The organism is Prochlorococcus marinus str. MIT 9314 (assembly GCF_000760035.1).
In the GTDB taxonomy this organism is placed as follows: domain Bacteria; phylum Cyanobacteriota; class Cyanobacteriia; order PCC-6307; family Cyanobiaceae; genus Prochlorococcus_A; species Prochlorococcus_A marinus_B.
Genome location: NZ_JNAO01000012.1, coordinates 188,966 through 204,007, shown reverse-complemented (window position 1 = coordinate 204,007; position 15,042 = coordinate 188,966). Strand labels below are relative to the sequence as shown.

13 protein-coding genes are annotated in these 15,042 nt (G+C 30.5%); 1 reads left to right on the top strand and 12 read right to left on the bottom strand.

Going from position 1 to position 15,042, the window contains the following annotated elements:
* Nucleotides 1-2: 2 nt before the first annotated feature.
* Nucleotides 3-2,081, bottom strand: a complete 2,079-nt coding sequence (gene ppk1, locus EU98_RS02080; protein WP_032516191.1) for a polyphosphate kinase 1 — start codon at nt 2,079-2,081, stop codon at nt 3-5.
* Nucleotides 2,081-3,349, bottom strand: a complete 1,269-nt coding sequence (locus EU98_RS02085) for an MFS transporter (protein WP_032516190.1) — start codon at nt 3,347-3,349, stop codon at nt 2,081-2,083. The genes ppk1 and EU98_RS02085 overlap by 1 nt, the downstream gene beginning before the upstream one ends.
* 57 nt (nt 3,350-3,406) lie before the next feature.
* On the opposite strand from EU98_RS02085, the gene cobA reads away from it, so the two are divergent.
* Nucleotides 3,407-4,210, top strand: a complete 804-nt coding sequence (gene cobA, locus EU98_RS02090) for a uroporphyrinogen-III C-methyltransferase (RefSeq protein ID WP_032516236.1) — start codon at nt 3,407-3,409, stop codon at nt 4,208-4,210.
* Here cobA and EU98_RS02095 read toward each other — a convergent pair.
* The 10 genes from EU98_RS02095 to mazG all read right to left on the bottom strand — a co-directional run bounded on the left by EU98_RS02095 (nt 4,183) and on the right by mazG (nt 14,984).
* A complete protein-coding gene (locus tag EU98_RS02095; RefSeq protein ID WP_032516188.1) occupies nt 4,183-5,010 on the bottom strand; it encodes an aminotransferase class IV in 828 nt (275 codons plus the stop codon). The genes cobA and EU98_RS02095 overlap by 28 nt on opposite strands.
* Complete coding sequence (locus EU98_RS02100) at nt 5,007-6,323, bottom strand: anthranilate synthase component I family protein (RefSeq protein ID WP_032516187.1); 1,317 nt, start codon at nt 6,321-6,323, stop codon at nt 5,007-5,009. The genes EU98_RS02095 and EU98_RS02100 overlap by 4 nt, the downstream gene beginning before the upstream one ends.
* Entirely contained in the window at nt 6,320-6,994 is a 675-nt protein-coding gene (gene queC / locus EU98_RS02105) for a 7-cyano-7-deazaguanine synthase QueC (RefSeq protein ID WP_032516186.1), read from the bottom strand. Before queC ends, EU98_RS02100 begins: the two co-directional genes overlap by 4 nt.
* A 6-nt stretch (nt 6,995-7,000) precedes the next feature.
* Entirely contained in the window at nt 7,001-7,672 is a 672-nt protein-coding gene (locus EU98_RS02110; protein ID WP_032516235.1) for a 7-carboxy-7-deazaguanine synthase QueE, read from the bottom strand.
* Between the two features lie 24 nt (nt 7,673-7,696).
* The gene (locus tag EU98_RS02115; protein WP_032516185.1) at nt 7,697-9,307 is read right to left on the bottom strand and encodes a CTP synthase; all 1,611 of its coding nucleotides are present in this window, start codon (nt 9,305-9,307) and stop codon (nt 7,697-7,699) included.
* Between the two features lie 75 nt (nt 9,308-9,382).
* Nucleotides 9,383-11,179: an aspartate--tRNA ligase gene (aspS, locus tag EU98_RS02120; RefSeq protein WP_032516183.1), complete on the bottom strand. Its 1,797-nt coding sequence runs from the start codon at nt 11,177-11,179 to the stop codon at nt 9,383-9,385.
* Between the two features lie 55 nt (nt 11,180-11,234).
* Nucleotides 11,235-12,347: a glycine cleavage system aminomethyltransferase GcvT gene (gene gcvT, locus EU98_RS02125; protein WP_032516182.1), complete on the bottom strand. Its 1,113-nt coding sequence runs from the start codon at nt 12,345-12,347 to the stop codon at nt 11,235-11,237.
* A 50-nt stretch (nt 12,348-12,397) separates the two neighbouring features.
* Nucleotides 12,398-13,279, bottom strand: a complete 882-nt coding sequence (gene speB, locus EU98_RS02130) for an agmatinase (RefSeq protein ID WP_032516181.1) — start codon at nt 13,277-13,279, stop codon at nt 12,398-12,400.
* Nucleotide 13,280: 1 nt separating this feature from the next.
* Nucleotides 13,281-14,132, bottom strand: a complete 852-nt coding sequence (gene speE, locus EU98_RS02135; protein WP_032516180.1) for a polyamine aminopropyltransferase — start codon at nt 14,130-14,132, stop codon at nt 13,281-13,283.
* 6 nt (nt 14,133-14,138) lie between these two features.
* The gene (mazG, locus tag EU98_RS02140) at nt 14,139-14,984 is read right to left on the bottom strand and encodes a nucleoside triphosphate pyrophosphohydrolase (RefSeq protein ID WP_032516179.1); all 846 of its coding nucleotides are present in this window, start codon (nt 14,982-14,984) and stop codon (nt 14,139-14,141) included.
* Nucleotides 14,985-15,042: the final 58 nt, after the last annotated feature.

Genomic DNA, 15,042 nt, shown 5'->3' with positions numbered 1-15,042 from the left:
TTTTATTTTTCTATGAGGTCAATTTGCGAACGATTATGCGATGAATCTAATTCATATTTCGAATATGAACCATCATCTTTCATTATCCAAGAAAAGTAATTATCTTTAATGTAAGTTTGCAAAAGCGAGTATATTTTAGCTTTCAATTCATAATCCTCTATAGGAGTTATAGCTTCTATTCTTCTATCAAGATTTCTTCTCATCCAATCTGCACTCCCGATAAAAACCTCATTATCCTCGTTATTACAAAACCAAAAAATTCTTGAGTGTTCAAGAAAATGGCCAATAATGCTTATAACTTTAATATTTTCACTTAAATTTTTTCTTTGGGGATATAGGCAACAAATACCTCTTACGATGAGGCTAATTTTTACACCTGAGTCAGAAGCTAAATAAAGCAGTTTAATTATTTCTGGGTCTACTAAAGAATTCATTTTTGCAATTATTTCGGCTTTTTTGCCTTCCTCTGCATTTTTAATTTCTCTCTTTATCAGAAATATAAATTTCTCTCTCATCGATGAAGGAGAAACTAATAACTTTTGATAACTTTTTTGTTTAGAAAAACCAGATAAGTAGTTAAATAACTCAAGTAAATCAGATGCAATATCAGGATCCGTTGAAAGTAATCCTAAATCTGTATAAAACTTTGAAGTATTAGAGTTATAGTTTCCTGTTCCAATATGGAAATAATTTCTTAAACGTCCTTTCTCTTTTCTTACTATCAAAGCAATTTTGGTATGTGTTTTAAATCCGATGATTCCATATACAACATGAATTCCAGCTTGTTCAAGTTGTTTTGCCCATTGAATATTATTGTCTTCATCAAATCTTGCTTTTAGTTCAACAAGAGTCATTACTTCTTTCCCATTCTCTGCAGCTTTCATTAAAGCTGCAATGATAGGGGAATCTTGGGAAACTCGATATAAAGTAATTTTTATAGCCATTACAAGTGGATCATCAGCTGCTCTGTTTATAAATTCTTCAACTGAAGTTTTAAATAAGTCGTAGGGATGATGAAGCAGAATATTTTTTTTTCTAAGTATTTTGAAAATAGAATGAGGGTTTTTGTTTGAAGGCAAATCTAAAAGTTTTAATTCTGGATGAGTTTTTCCAATTATTAGATTTTCTTTTAAATCATCTCTATCAATTTTTATAAGCTGATTTAAATCGTCTAGGCCTAATAAACTTTTGCAAAAGTATATATATTCTTTCTGTATTGAGATACCTTCAATAAGTAACTTTAGAATATTTTCTGGCATATCTGACTCCACTTCTAATCTAACTACGTCTCCACCTAATCTTCTTTTTTGCAAACTTTGTTCAACAGCTAAAAGTAGGTCATCAGCTTCAAGTTCTTTTAATTCTAAATCTGCATCTCTTGTCACTCTAAAAAAAGAGTAATTTATACATGCCATTCCGTTAAATAAAGTATTTATATTATTCCCAATTAAATCTTCAACACTTATGAAATAATAAGATCTTTCATTACTAAGTTCAGTAATTTCATTGGGAATTCGTATAAAACGGGGTATATTTTTTGTTGGTATTTTTACTCTGACAAACTGATTTTTAGAATCCTCCTCATCCTTTATTAAAGCTGCTAAATTTAGACTTAAATTACTTATAAAAGGAAATGGATGTGCCGGATCAACAACTAATGGAGTTAATAAAGGAAAAATAGATGTTGTAAAGAAGTTATTACACCAATTTCTTTGATTTTCACTTAGATCCTTATATTTTTTTAAAATTACACCTTTTTCTTTTAATTCATTTTTTAATTCATTATTTACATAGTTTTCTTGGAGAATAGTTAACTTTTTTATTTCATTATTGATTTTTTTTAATTGCTCTTTAGGGGTAAGTCCGTCAATACTTTTTTTAGTAATTTCTGCTTCAACTTGAGCCTTTAATGAAGCTACTCTTACCATAAAAAACTCATCAAGATTATTACTAAAAATTGAACAAAATTTCACTTTATCTAGAATTTTGTACTCCTTTTCCATACCAGTAAGGAGTACTCTTTTATTGAATTCAATCCAACTTAATTCTCTATTAATAAAAACATCAGTCTGGCTTTTCATTAAAAAACTTTTAATTTTTGATTTTTAAAAGAATTATTATTTTTACCCTCTGCAATAAGGTATATCATGAAAAGTAAGATAACGGAACCAGCTATAAAAGGAGATTTAGGACCAAAACTATCATAAACCCTTCCTGCCATTGCAATTCCTAAAACTCCTCCAAGACTCTGTAGACCTTGAAGGTTACTTAAAATTGATCCTTGTTTATCAATGTCTAATTTCTTAGATATTAGTGCTCTTAATGTGGGTGTAATTAACCCTGCTCCAATGGCTAAAAATGAAACGGCTGAGTAAATATTAATTGTCGCATTTTCTTTTGGAGCAGTTATTAAAAGAGCACATGCCACAAGAATAAAGCCTGATCCGACGAGTGTTAATCGCATTTCGCCAAATTTTTTTACCAGAGGCCCAATTAATCCTCCCTGAACTATAATTGCAATGATTCCTACTACAACAAGAGTTCCACTTGATGCTTTGGTCGTCCAGTTTAAAGATTCTTGAAGGAAAAATATCAAGATATTGGTCAATCCAGTAAAAGCAATAAAGTAAATAAAAAAAGCTAATGATAATTTTTTAATCTTTTCTTCTTTGAAAACTGTAAAAAGAGCTTTTAAAGGGTTTTTTAAAATAGTTTTTGATTTACTTGAGTCACTATTAGGCTTGGTTTCTGGTAAGTAAAAAAATACAAGGAGAAAATTTATTATTGGAATGATTGAGGCTATCAAAACTGGAATAATAAAATTATTATTTGTATTTCTTGCAAAAATTACAACAAAAATATTACCTAAGAAAAAACTTAAACCAAAAGCTACGCCAATAAGCCCAAATGTTTTTGCTCTTTTTTCAGGGCTTGAAATATCTGCAAGAATTGTTGTTGCAGTAGCTGCAGTCCCTCCACTTAAACCGTCAATTAGTCTCGCTAAAAATAATAAAAATAACGGGATAGAGGCTATTGAATTTGACCAATTAAAAAGAACTGTAAAAGATAATATTGATATTCCTATTACTGAACCAGTAATACAAAAAAGAGTGACAGGTCTTCTCCCATATCTATCACTCATAAGTCCTATAAAAGGAGAAGCTGTAAATTGAGCTAATTGATAAGTGCATGATAATAAACCATATGTACTTGCTTTAGAATCAAAAAGTAAAACAAAAGAGGGTAATATAGGTAAAAGTATACTTTCACTTAAACGATCATTTAGAAGAGTGATAAACGCACTAAGTAGAGTAAATTTTTTATTTGGTTTTAATAAACTTTTTTTCATAATATTTACCCTTATTGCGATTAACTTTTACTACCATACTTGTTAATGGAGATTATTGTGCCCGGCATTGTTTATTTGGTTGGATCAGGTCCTGGTGACCCTGAGCTTTTAACTCTTAAAGCTTTACGCCTAATAAAAAATTGTGATGCATTAGTTCATGATGCTTTAATTCCTGATGAAATAACAAAGGAGGCAGGAAAAAATACAGAAATTTTCCATGTAGGCAAAAGAGCTGGGAAGTGTTCTGTACCTCAGGCTGAAACTAATGCTCTTATTTTGAAATTGGCAAAAGAAGGCAAAAATGTCGTAAGGCTTAAAGGGGGAGATCCATTCGTTTTTTCTAGAGGTGGTGAAGAGGTATCGATTTTAGAAAAAAATGGAATTTCAGTTGAAATCGTTCCTGGCATTACTTCTGGGATAGCTGCCCCCACATATTTTGGTATTCCACTAACTCATAGAGATGCTGCTAGTTCCGTAACTTTCGTCACTGGACATGAGCGTGTAGATAAGGAAAAAAAGACAGTGAATTGGAGAGATTTAGCTAAATCATCAGATAGCTTAGTAATTTTTATGGGTATAAAAAATATTGAATATATTGTGGAAGAATTAATTCTAGGTGGTTTAGATAAGAATACTAAATGCGCTGTGATTCAAGAAGCTACCTTAAAAAGTCAAAAATGTTTTATAGAGAATTTAGATAATCTTCCAGATAAAATCAAAGATAAAGAATTTTCAGCTCCATCAATTATCATTATTGGAAAAATTGTTGAATTCAAGGTTAATAACAATATAACTAAAGTATCTGATGTCTATTTACCAGATATTAATAAAGTTCAACTGTATAGTAAATCCCAAAAATAAATTGGATCAAATTTAGGTTTAAGCTTTAAATCATTAACTTGATTAATTTGTCTGCAAGATAAGCTATTAATTGCAATTATTATGTCATCATTATTAAATTCTGGAGGAATTAATTCTTCTTTTACAATTTTCAATTTTAAAGCTTTAGAAATCATAATCCCCTCTAAACAGCCGCTCTCTTTTCTAGGAGTTATCCATTGATTATTTCTTTTAATTAGAAGATTAAATGTACTTCCACAACAAAGTTCACCTGTCGTATTCAAAAGGATAGAATCATCAAATGATTTTTCATTAGCTTCTGCCAAAACTTGTATTGCCTGATTATATGAAAATGTTTTGCATTTACTTATAAGACTGAATTCATTTATTTTTTCTGTTTGACTAATGCAAACGCTTATTGGATCAAAATTTGGTTTGATTCTATAGAACTCAAGCCATATATTATCCAAATCTTTTGTCTCTGAAGTGCTATCAATTGTTAGTGTTCGACCTTTATTAGTTCCTCGACTATAGTTTATTCTTACTGAAGCAAATTGATCATTTTTAAGCGATAACTTTCTAATTCCATCGTAAATAAGTTGTCTCAAAGTTAATTTATTTATTTTGAGATTAATATTTAAAATATTGCTACTTTTTTCTAACCTTTTCAGATGTTCATCAAAAAGAATAGGTTTGTTTTCTTTGATCAAAATGGTCTCAAATATACCATCAGCAAATTTTAATCCTCTATTATTAGCAGCAATAAATATTCTATCAATATCCAACCATTGATCCTTGTGCCAGCCTAATGTTTCAATCATTTGAGTGAATCAATTAATGGTAAAAGTTTCCACTTTAGTTCATTAGTTTCCTCTTCAGGGTTTGAGTCAATAACTATTCCGCAACCAGCATATATATTGATTTTTTTGTCTTTAATTAAAAATGATCTTATTAGTATATTGCTGTCAAACTCTCCATTCCAGTCAAGCTTCAAAAATGAGCCACAGTATGGTCCACGTTCACATTCTTCTAATTCAAAAAGTCTCTGGCATGATCTTAATTTAGGTGCTCCAGTTATAGAGCCTCCAGGCCAACAAGCTTTTAGTAAATCAATCCAGTTTTTGTCTTTTTTTAATTTGCCTCTGATTACTGATGTTAGATGATGAACTTTTAAGAAACTTTCAAGCTTTAATATTTCTGGCACGATAATACTTCCAGTTTCGCAAACTTTACTTAAATCATTTCTTATTAGGTCAACAATCATAATATTTTCGGCTCTATCTTTTTCGTTCGTTATTAAATCGATTGCATTAAGTGCGTCTTGATTAAAATCCTTATCTCTGGATCTAGTTCCTTTTATTGGTCTTGATTCTACAAAATTTTTATTATCTATTTTTATAAATCTTTCTGGCGAGGTAGATAATACAGCCTCTTTATAATTATCATTATTTATTATTATTCCTCCAAAGGGAGATCTTAATTTTCTTCTTATTTTCAAATAAATATCTAGAGGACTATAGTTTTTGGAAGATTCAATTTCACATTTAGTTGTTAAGTTTGCTTGAAATATATCCCCTAGGGAAATTAATTTTTTCAATTTTAGAATATTTTTCTGAAATTTTTCAGCCATTTCGTCCAAATTGATTTTTGAAAAATCAAAATTCAAATTTGTTTTAATAATATTTTCTTCTTCAATATTTTTAATATTGTTGATTATGTTTTTATAATTTATCAGTTCAGAAGAGTTTGTACCTTCGATAATTATTTCCTTTTTTATTAGATTACATTTAATGATTGGATCATATGATGCAATCCATAAAGTTGCCATATTAGATTTTCGCCATGGGTTTTTGGGTTCTATGAAAACTCCAGCTTCATAACTTAACCACCCGATCCAAAATCCTTTTTCAATATTTCTTAAATTGTTAAACGGATTATTAGTTTTGTCTAAGTTATTGATATCTCTTGATTCGATTATTTTTTTAGGTTTAATTCCTATTATTGACCATTCTCCATTTTCTTTGCCATCACTGTCTAGCCAAGCTAATCCTTTATCTCCGAATTTTTTTGTTAGATGATGTGTAATCAGTGCTGGATCTATCCATTTTTCTAGAATTATTTTTTTTATTTTCATTTTTCATTATTGTTATGAAGCCATTTTTCATAAGCGGCATTTCTAATTCTGCAGCTATCACACTTACCGCACGGTTTTGAATTACCCAAATAACAACTCCATGTTTTATCTAAAGGAACATGATTATCAAAAGCTAATTTAATAATTTCCTCTTTATTTAAATCTATTAGTGGTGTCCAAAGTTTTATTGGATTATTTTCTCTTCCTCTTTTATTCGCTAAATCTGCTAACTCTTGAAATTTTTTAATGTAGTCAGGTCTGCAATCTGGATAACCAGAATAATCTAGTGCATTAACTCCTAATCCTATAAAATCAGCATCTATTGCTTCGGCATAACTTAGTGCAACGGAAATAAATATAGTATTTCTCCCAGGAACATAAGTATTAGGAATTTTATTAGTTTGTACCCCTTCTATTGGAATATTTTTTTGAGTATCAGTTAATGACGAGCCTCCCCATAAAGATAAGTCGAGCTTAATAATTTTAAATTCTTCGATATCAAAGTGTTTTGCAATTATTGATGCAGAATTTAATTCTTTTTTATGACGTTGACCGTAGTCAAATGAAAGGCCAAAAATTTTAGCTTCGGATTTTTTGGCGATACCAGTAACTGTAGAAGAATCCAAACCTCCAGATAATAAAACTACTATCGATTTATTTTTAAGAGTCATATGATTTCAATTAATTTTTAAGTATTTGTGAGTTTGAAGGCTCAATTTCCAATCAGGGTTAGTTTTTACGAAATCGATAGCAAGAGAAAAACCATTCGCATTGTTCCATGCTGGCTGTAAATAAAAAATTTTATCTTCTTTTTTTAAGCCATCTTCGCTTTTAGAGACTTGATATTGTTTTAAAGTTTCTTTTTTTATTTGAATAGCAAATTCAATATCTTCTATTTCATTTATGATTATTTTGATTTCATTACAGTTTTTTAAAAAATAATTTTTTGGAGGTGAGTGTCTTTTAGGAGATAAAGTAATCCAGTCATAGCTTCCTGATATCGAATTAACACCACTCGTCTCAATATGTATCTTCATTGGCTTTTGTTCTTCTCCCATAGTCATTTTTTTTATTGCTTTGCAAAAATTATCCAAGTTATGTTGTAAAGGTTCTCCACCTGTAATAACGCAAAAAGATGCTCCTTTTTTTCTGGCAATTTTTATGCGATCTATTATTTTTTCAATTGATATAGAAGGGTGTTTTTTCTCGTCCCATGAATTCTTAGTATCGCACCACGAACATCCAACTTTACATCCGGCTAATCTTACAAAAAAAGCACTTTTTCCAGCGTGATAACCTTCACCTTGTAATGAATGAAAGTGTTCGACTAAGGGTAAAAAATTTGTCATTTTCATTCAAAAAAATAAAGAATATTAATTTGATTCAGTTAACTTATCTTGAGAGGCTTTTATTAATCCTTTAAATAAAGGATGAGGTTTGCCAGGTCGTGATAAAAACTCAGGATGATATTGACAGGCTAAGAAGTATGGATGATTTTCTAACTCAATTAACTCAACTAATCTGCCATCTGGTGATGTACCACTAATTTTGTATCCAGAATCTAAAAAACTTTGTTTGTAGTAATTATTAAATTCGTATCTATGTCGATGTCTCTCATAAATAACATCCTCATCGTATAAGTTTTTTCCAGTTGTGTTTTTTGTCAATCTACATGGATAAACTCCAAGTCTCATTGTCCCACCTAAATCAACTACATCTTCCTGTTCTGGTAATAAATGTATCACTGGATTTGGAGTGTTTGGGTCTAGTTCTGAACTAGATGCATCTGGAAGATTAGCTACATTTCTGGCCCATTCTATAACTGCACATTGCATACCAAGGCACAAACCTAAAAAGGGAATTTTATTTTCTCTTGCGAATTTTATAGCAGAAATTTTTCCATTGACTCCTCTATTGCCAAATCCCCCGGGTACGACAATTGCATCAACTTCATTTAAGTAAGTTTCTGCTGAATTTTTTTCTATCATTTCAGCACTTACCCAATGTAAATCTAATAAAGCCTTTTGTTCAATGCAGGCATGTCTTAAAGCTTCAACAACGGATAAATATGCATCTCCAAGTTCAATATATTTGCCTACAAGGGCAACTTTTATTGGATCTCCAGGATTTCTTAGGTTGTGTATTAGTTGCTCCCAATTTCTCAAATCACATTTTTTATCTTCAAGGTCTAAATACTTCAGGGTTTCTTTGCATAAACCTTCTTTTTTTAAAGAAAGAGGTACAGAATAAATACTGTCTGCGTCTAAAGCTTCAATTACAGAGTTGATACTGACACCGCAAAAACCACTAAGCTTTTTTTTAAGAGCTTCATTGATAGATTTATCACTTCGGCATACAAGTAAATCTGGCTGAATTCCAATTGATCTTAATTCTTTTACTGAATGTTGTGTTGGTTTAGTTTTTATTTCGCCAGAGGTTTTGATGTAAGGAAGTAATGTTACGTGTATGTATGCAACATCGTTCCTATTGACATCATTTTTGAATTCTCTTATTGCCTCTAAAAAAGGTAAAGATTCAATATCACCAACTGTTCCACCAATTTCAGTAATAATAATATCTGCATTGCTGTTAGCGGCTACTCTATGAATCCTTTCTCTAATTTCTCCCGTTATGTGAGGTATTACTTGTACAGTTCCTCCGTTATAACTACCTCTTCTTTCTTTATTTATAACAGCTTGATAGATAGATCCTGTGGTGACACTATTTAGCCTAGTCATTGCAGTATCAGTAAATCTTTCATAGTGACCTAAATCTAAATCAGTTTCAGCCCCATCTTCGGTTACAAATACCTCTCCATGTTGGAAAGGGCTCATTGTGCCTGGATCAACATTGAGATATGGATCTAGTTTTAATATTGAAACACTATATCCTCTAGACTTTAATAATCTTCCTAAGCTTGCAGCTACAATTCCTTTACCGATGCTAGAAACTACTCCTCCAGTGACAAATACAAATTTTGACATTAAATATTTTTAATTAAGCTCATCCTCCTTATATTTTATTTAAACAAAAAACTTTTAGAACATCCATATATATTCTTATTCATCAATTGTTATTTCAATATCTAATTCTTTTAATTGTGATTCAGAGACATTTGAGGGTGCATTTGTGAGAAGGCATTTTGCTTGTTGATTTTTTGGAAACGCAATGGTTTCTCTGATTGAATCTGCACCTATGATTAGCATGGTAATACGATCTAATCCAAACGCTATTCCACCATGAGGAGGAGCACCCATTTCTAAGGCTTCTATTAGAAATCCAAATTTTTCATTAATTTCTTTAGCAGTAAGTCCTACCGTTTTCAAAACCTCTCTTTGCAAGTTTGCTTCATGAATACGTAAAGAGCCTCCCCCTAATTCCAAGCCATTAAGAACTAAGTCATAAGCATTTGCTACAGAATCCTCGAGTTCTTTTTGCAAGTTTTCAGGATCTTTAGATTTTATATTTTTTGGAGAACAAAAAGGATGATGTAAAGCTTCATATCTATTTTCCTCTTCATTTCTCTCAAACATCGGGAAATCAGTTACCCATAAGAAATTCCATTTACTTTTATCTATGAGATTCAAGTCTTTTGCGATGTATTGTCTCACTCTATCTAATGACTGGTTGACAATTTGTTTATCTCCAGCACCCAAGAGGATTAAGTCTCCATCTTGCGCTTCGGTGATTCTTAAAATATCAGCTATATGTTCTTCATTTAGATTATTTTTAATTGCCCCAATAGTCTCCAGCTCATCTCCTTTGACTCTTATAAAGGCCAAACCACCAGCTCCTGCATCTTGAGCTACTTGGAAGATATCACCTCCGGGTTTAATTCTTACATTGCTAATACTTAAATTACCTCCTTTGACTGTTATGGATTTTATAGAACCTCCAGACTTAATTGCTTTGGTGAAAATATTAAAGCCAATATTACCTAATACATCTCCTAAATCTTTTAATAACATTTGATATCTAGTGTCTGGTCTATCAGTGCCGTAATTATCCATTGCTGCTTGCCATGACATTCTTGGAAAAGCATTATCAAAATCAATATTTAATACTTCTTTCCATATTTTTTTTATAAGACTTTCATTAAAAGAGATTATTTCTTCTTCATTAATAAAGCTCATTTCAATATCTAATTGCGTAAACTCTGGCTGTCTATCTGCCCTTAAATCTTCATCACGGAAACATTTTGCGATTTGATAATACTTATCTAAGCCTCCCACCATTAAAAGTTGTTTAAATAGTTGTGGGGATTGAGGTAGAGCAAAAAATTCTCCATTCGAAAGACGAGCAGGAACAAGAAAATCGCGAGCGCCTTCTGGAGTTGATTTTGTAAGTAATGGAGTTTCTACTTCTGTAAATCCAAAATTATCAAGAAATTCTCTAGCAACTTTAATAATTTTATGTCTTGCTTTTAAATTTTCTAGTAATTTGCCTCTTCTTAAATCAAGGTATCTATATTTTAATCTGAGTTCCTCTTTTGTATTTTCATAATCATGTATAGATACTGGAAAAGGTAGGTTTTTTTTAATTTGGTTGAGAATTTGCAAATCTTTAACTTTAAGCTCTAACTCTCCAGTACTTAAATTTTTATTTATTGAATCTTTTGGCCTTTCGTTAATAATTCCGGTAACCATTATTACTGTTTCATTTCTTAGAGTTTCTGCCTGTTTAAATAGATCTGCACCATCATCGGGGTTAATTGTTATTTGTAGAAATCCACTATGGTCTCTTAAGTCAATAAAAATTACACCACCATGATCTCTTCTTCTATCTACCCATCCGCATAAATTAACTAATTTACCAATATCTGTATTATTGAGTTCTTTGCAAATTTTGTTTCTCATCTAAGTATGATTTATTTATCAATAACTTATAATAATTCTTTAAGGGTAAATTTAGTTAATAATTTTTTTTATAAAACGCTCTCTTTGTTATTACCGCTTTGAATTTTTTGCCTCTTATTGATATTTGAACTTCATTATTTATTAAGGCATGCGAAGTATTGATGTATGCAAAAGCTATAGCTTGTTGTTTAGTTGGAGACCAACTGCCGCTTGTGATAGTCCCAATATTTTCTTCACCTTTAAAAACTGCGCAACCTTTTCTTCCTATTGCTTTACCTTCTATAGAGAGACCAACTAACTTTTTTTGAATACCTAATCTTGACTGCTCTTCAAGAAATCTTCTTCCAAAGAATTCGTGATTATTTTCTAGATGTACTAGCCAGCCTAACCCTGCTTCATATGGAGAAGTTTCTTCATTTATGTCTTGACCATAAAGATGCATGCCTGCTTCAAGTCTAAGAGTATCTCTGGCTCCTAAACCACAAGGTGCAACATTTTTGGAAATTGAGAAATCCCATAAATTAGTTGCTGCTTTTTTAGATAAAAGTATTTCTAGGCCATTTTCCCCTGTATAGCCAGTCTTTGAAAAGAAAATTTTTTCTTTAGACGAAATATGTTCAAAAATTTTATATTCGCATCCAAAGTTAGGGATATGTGAGATCGAAGATTCAATCCATTCTTCAAATAAATCGAATGAGTTTTTTCCCTGTAGTGCTAAAAGTACTTTGTCTTTTTTAAAGTTTGTTATCGAAATTTCAGACATATTTAAATTATTTTTTATCCACTGAAAATCTTCTTCATATCTACTTGCATTAACTATTAACAATAATTCTGATATATCATTTTTTTGTATACCAAGGTCATAAATTATTAAGTCATCTATTATTCCTCCTTTATCATTGAGCATTACTGTATAAAGTCCCTGTCCTGCAGAAAAGGAATATAAATTAGTAGGAAAAAGTTTTTGAATATAATCCTTTGGATTGATTCCTTTGATAGAAATCACACCCATATGAGAAATATCAAATAATCCTGCTGAAGATCTAACTGATTCATGCTCTTTAATTAATCCTGAAAATGATATGGGCATTTCCCAACCTGCAAAATCCACTAATTTTGCATTGGATTCAACATATTTTGAATAAAGAGGACTTTTAAGCAAATCCATGAAATATTTAGTTTTTATTTAGTATTTTTACACTGTAGTTTAGAAATTTTTTATTGCATATTTTCTAATGACAAAATTAAGCTTCTAAGTACTTTGGCTGCAACGATGCTACTTACTCCGCTTTTATCAATTTCTGGAGATAATTCCACAATATCTGAAGCCACAATTCTAAGGTCTTTCAAAGTTTTAAGTATTTCTTCAAAATCATTCCAAAAAAATCCTCCCGGTTCTGGAGTGCCCGTCCCTGCTAGTAAACTGGGATCAAACCAATCTAAATCTATTGTTAAATAGATTGGAGACTTCGTGTATGGTAGAAGAGCTTGTTTTAATTCATGTGCATTTCCGCCTGGACAAAAGTTAACTAATTGGTTGTTGTTATGCATAATTTGAAATTCTTCTTTAGTCCCACTTCTAATTCCTACTTGCAAAATTTTTTTTTCAGGTAGCACTTCTAAGCATCTTTTCATAGTACAAGCATGACTATGTTCATTCCCTATATATGATTCTCTTAAATCTGCATGAGCATCAAGTTGAACCAATATCAAATCTGGATATTTTTTTACTAATGCTTCAATAGCACCTCTTGTAATAGAGTGTTCGCCTCCAAGCATAATTGGACTAAGGCGTTTACTAATTAAATAATTTGTTGCTGATTTAACCGATTCAATAACGGACTTTGAGTCATTTTTATCAATTAATATTGATCCAAAATCAACATACATAACATCCTCTAAGTCTTTTTTTATTTTTGGACAATATGTTTCTAAACAAGAACTGACTTGTCTTATTGCTTCTGGACCAAATCTTGCTCCTGGTTTAAACGAACATGTCCCGTCATAATTAACGCCAAATATACCAATTGAGCAATTCTTGGGACTTCTTTTTGCTCCCATATAAATTGCATTTTCGTTATCAAATAAATTTTTTGTCATCTTATGAATCTAGTTCTTTTATAATTTTATTTGGCATCATTTTGAATGCTGCATTTTGAAAATTTAAATTCCAAATTTCACATCCTTTTTCTATTTTTAGGACATCATCATAATTTTGCTTTGATAAATTTAGATCTTCTGAAGAAGCGAATGTCCAACTCCAAATACCACTAGGATATATAGGCACAAAGGAATACATAGTTTCAGAAACTTTAAATATTTTTTTTAGGGTTTTCAAAATATTTATGTGAACATCTTTGAAGGATTCAGGAGATTCGCTTTGCGTTGCTAATATCCCCTTCGGTGTAAGTATTCTTTTACATTCTTTATAGAAAGAATCTGAAAATAATAAATTTGAAAATTCTGAGGGATCTGAACAATCTATAAATATAACGTCGTAAAAATTATCTCTTGTTTTTTTTACCCATTTAACACCATCATCAACATGTATTTCTAATCTTTTGTCATTCCATGCTTCGCCTCCAATTTCTTTTAAAAATTTTTTACATATTTTGATTACCTCCTCATCAATTTCTACTAGATCAATTTTTGATATTTGAGAATATTTAACGCATTCTCTTGCTGTACCGCCATCTCCTCCGCCAATAATTAGTACATTAGATTTTTCGTCAATGCTACTTAATGCTGGATGCACAAGACACTCATGATAATATTTCTCGTCTTTTAGTGATGTCATCCAACAACCATCAAGCATTAAAGCTCTGCCATAGCATTCATTTTCAATAACAATAATTTCTTGATATTGTGATTTTTGTTTAATTAAAACATCTCCATTTAGACCGAATCTTGAGCCTTTATGATATTCATCTATCCATGTTGCAATATTAGTCATTTGCGTTTAAGAATTTTTTCTTTTAAGTTTTCGTTTGGCTATTTGCCAAAGCCTTTGAAAGTCTTTAGGAGTTTGTTTTTTAATATTATCGCCTGCATGATGCTCAATGATTGAAAATCTGTCTAAAAATTTTTTATTAGTTTTTTGAAGAGCTGATTCAGGATTTATTTTTAAAAAGTTTGAGAGATTTAGAAGGGTAAAGTAAATATCCCCAAATTCATTTTTTATTTCTGAATGATTGTTACTTTTAATTGCTTCCTTTAATTCATTAATCTCTTCTTCTAACTTTTCAAAAATCTGATCGGTACTCTCCCATTTAAAACCATATTCTTTAACAACATTTGTGATTTTATCTGTTCCAATCATTGGTGGTAAATTTTTGATTTTCATATTTAAATTTTTACTAATTGATGATTCCATATGAGGTGTTTCTTTTTCTGAATTTTTAATGTTTTCCCAAATCTGTTGCGATTTTTCTAGAGATACTTTTTCTTTTTTTTTAAAAATATATGGATGTCTATTAATAATTTTCTTGTTTAGATTTTTTATAACATCATTTAGTTCAAATTCTTTTTTTTCGTAACCGATTTCAGCATGAAGCATTACTTGTAATAAAAGATCTCCTAACTCTTCACACATGTTATCCTCCTTTTTTTCATATATCGCATCTATAAACTCATTACTTTCTTCATGTAAAAATGGGATCAACGATTTATGCGACTGTATTTTCTGCCAAGGGCATCCCCAAGTTTTATCTTTTAATGATTTGATATTAGATATTAAAATTTTAAAGCTTTCTATAGTCTCTAAATCGGAATTTTTTTGTAAGTTATATCTATCGTTTGAGGACATAGGATATATTTTATTAATTTAATTTTGCCTCAATCATGAAATATTTAAATACTTAGTA